Origin of the sequence: Mesorhizobium sp. M7A.F.Ca.US.006.04.2.1 (genome assembly GCF_004022915.1) — a bacterium.
Lineage (GTDB): Bacteria > Pseudomonadota > Alphaproteobacteria > Rhizobiales > Rhizobiaceae > Mesorhizobium > Mesorhizobium ciceri.
On the sequence record NZ_RZQA01000819.1, the window covers coordinates 1 to 2,910 of the forward strand.

Annotated in this window: 3 protein-coding genes; 2 read left to right on the plus strand and 1 reads right to left on the minus strand. The window is 65.2% G+C overall.

The window, feature by feature from the left end:
• Nucleotides 1-160 precede the first annotated feature (160 nt).
• Nucleotides 161-772 (minus strand): TIGR00730 family Rossman fold protein, encoded by a 612-nt coding sequence (locus tag EN925_RS30565; RefSeq protein WP_013532550.1) that lies wholly within the window; start codon nucleotides 770-772, stop codon nucleotides 161-163.
• A 125-nt stretch (nucleotides 773-897) separates the two neighbouring features.
• Here EN925_RS30565 and EN925_RS30570 point away from each other — a divergent pair, with 125 nt between their 5' ends.
• Nucleotides 898-2,370: a LysM peptidoglycan-binding domain-containing protein gene (locus EN925_RS30570; protein WP_128337157.1), complete on the plus strand. Its 1,473-nt coding sequence runs from the start codon at nucleotides 898-900 to the stop codon at nucleotides 2,368-2,370.
• 272 nt (nucleotides 2,371-2,642) lie between these two features.
• Nucleotides 2,643-2,910: metalloregulator ArsR/SmtB family transcription factor (locus tag EN925_RS30575; protein WP_164894488.1), on the plus strand; the 268-nt coding region annotated here is incomplete at its 3' end.

A 2,910-nucleotide genomic window follows, 5' to 3' on the forward strand; every position in this document is an offset into this window, starting at 1 on the left:
CAGTAGGGCAGTAGGGCAGTAGGGCAGTAGGGCAGTAGGGCAGTAGGGCAGTAGGGCAGTAGGGCAGTAGGGCAGTAGGGCAGTAGGGCAGTAGGGCAGAGACCTCCAGGCAATTCACTTGTTGTCACATATTGCCCTACTGCCCTACTGCCTTATTCCCCTACATCTTATCGATCACCGACTGCACGCCCTCGGTCGGGGCGTCGACGGACGATCCGGCTACCATGATGGCGGCGACGATCGCTTCGGGGTCGTCGACGACCAGCGGCTTGACCCGCTGCGCGGTGTGGATGAAGCCTTCGGCGGCCATGTGATCGAGCAGCGCCAGCATCGGATCCCAAAATCCTTTGACATTGGCGAAGACGATCGGCTTGCGATGATGGCCAAGTTGTCCCCAGGTCATGATCTCGACGATCTCCTCGACCGTGCCGATGCCGCCCGGCAGTGCCACAAAGGCGTCGGATTTCTCGAACATCTTGTGCTTGCGCTCGTGCATGTTGTCGGTGATCAAGAGTTCATCGAGCCGGTCAAGCGCTGTTTCGCTCGCCTCCTTGTTGATCAGGAAGCGCGGAATGATGCCCGTCACCTTGCCGCCGGCCTTGAGCGCGCCTTCGGCGACAGCGCCCATGATGCCTTTGGTGCCGCCGCCATAGACCAGCCGCAATCCCGCTTTGGCAATTGAGCGCCCGAGCAGGTGTCCGGCCTTGATATAGATTTCATCGCGGCCCGGAGACGAGCCGCAATAGACGCAGACGGATCGAATCGTGTTCATGTCGATGATTGGTGATTGGGTCTGAAAGCGCGGTCAAGCCCCAAGGGTTAACGGCCTGGGCTTTTTCTTGTCGGTATTGCTAAAACAGGCTAGACCGGCGTTAGGTGGCTAAGGGGTAGGGAAATATGGCAATTAATCCACTGAAGGCGTTCCTGTTCGCGGCGGGTGGGACCGTTGCCGCCGCGGGAACCGCCTCTGTAGAGGGCGCACTCGACCCGTATCTCAATCCCACGCCGCCGGCGCAAATGGCGGCGCAGACGCCGCCCGCAGCGGCAAAATCGGCCGATCCCGGCACCGAAGCGCGGCTGCCCGCCGCTGAAGTCCCGGCGGCCCCCGCCGCAGTGCCCCAGGCAACGGCACCCGCCGCACCGGCCGCGGACGCGGCGGCGCCTGCTGCGACCGGTCCGGTCGCACCGTCCTTCGATGTCGTGCGCGTCGAAAGCAATGGCTCGATTGTCGTCGCCGGCAATGCGGCGCCCAACGCCAAGGTCGAAATCCTCAATGGCTCGACGGTGCTTGGCTCGACGGTCGCTGGTCCCGATGGCGCCTTCGTTATCATTCTCGATGATCCGCTGAAGCCCGGCGATTATACGATCGCGCTGCGCGCGACCACCGGTGACGTCGTAACGCCCTCGGTGCAGACCGCCGTCGTTTCGGTTCCCAAGGATGCGGCCGGCCAGGTGCTGGCCATGGTCGAGGAGCCGGGCAAGCCGGCCGAATTGCTGACCGTTCCCGCACCCGAGACAAAGCCGGCTGCTCCGGCCGCCGCGCCGGCTGCTCCCACAGCCGAAGCCCCCGCAACCGCTCCGGCGCCAGCCGCCCCAGCGCCAGCCGTGGTCGACGCGACACCGGCTCCTGCAGCGCCGGCGACGCCGCCCGCTGCAGGCGTGACCGAGCCCAAGATCGTCGTCGAGGCGGTCGAGATCGACGGCAGCAAGATCTTTGTCGCCGGCCTCGCCGATGCCGGCCGCAAGGTGCGCGCGTATGCCAACGACATCCTGCTCGGTGACGCGCAAACTTCGACGGACGGTCATTTCCTGGTCGAGGCGACGCGCGACATTCCGGTCGGCAGCTACACAATCCATGTCGACGGCCTCGATGCCGACGGTGTGACAGTTGTGGCCCGCGCGGCCGTACCGTTCGAGCGTGAGCCCGGCGAAGCGATCGCCGCCGTGGCACCCTCGGCGCCGAAGCCCGTTCAGCCCAAGCCGGCCGCACCTGCCGCCGCCGAGGCGCCGGCCGCGGCCGAAACGGCCCCGGCCACGACGCCTGCTCCCGCCGCCGAGGCTCCGGCCGTTGTGGCGGAGGCGACGCCGCCAAGCGATGTGCCCGAGACCGTGGCGCCCAAGCTTGAACATGCCGACGGCGCCGTCATCATCCGCCGCAACGACACGCTGTGGCGGATCTCGCGGCGCGTCTATGGCCACGGCGTACGCTTCTCGACCATCTACCTCGCCAACCAGGACCAGATCAGTGATCCCGACCGCATCTGGCCGGGCCAGGTGTTCAAGGTCCCGGAAAAGTCGAAGGAAGGCGAAGCCGCCGACCTCAAGGCCATGGGCGAGCAGGCAACGACAGCGCCCGCCAAGACGGAGTAGGGTTTGAGCGCCGACGGTTGAGCGCAATCTCCCCCTTGTGGGAGATGCCCGGCAGGGCAGAGGAGGGCGCTGTCTCGCCAGCCTGTCGGCCAAATCCGGTCGAGCTACCTTACGGCTGCTCGTAATGCTTTGATCGTGGAAAGTCGCGATCCTTCGCGCCCCTCTCTGTCCTGCCGGACATCTCTCCCACGAGGGGGAGATTGGCGGTTCCGGCGCTCTGCCCATAGGGTTAGCTTGCCCCGTGCCAGTTCATCGTCTATCGCCGATGAACGATGGCAGAATCCCTGATGGAAACAAACGCATCATGCGGCGGTCCGGACAGCCGTGCGGTCGCCGCCCGACTTGCAGCGCTTTCCCATCCGGCGCGGATCGAAATCCTGAAACACCTATCGACGAGCAGTTCCTGCTGCTGCCGCGAGGTCGTCGACCGCTTAGATCTGGCGCAGTCCACCGTGTCACAACATCTGAAAATACTGGTCGAAGCCGGGCTGGTTCGCTTCGAGCCCGATCGCCAGCGCTCGCGCTATGCGATCGACCATG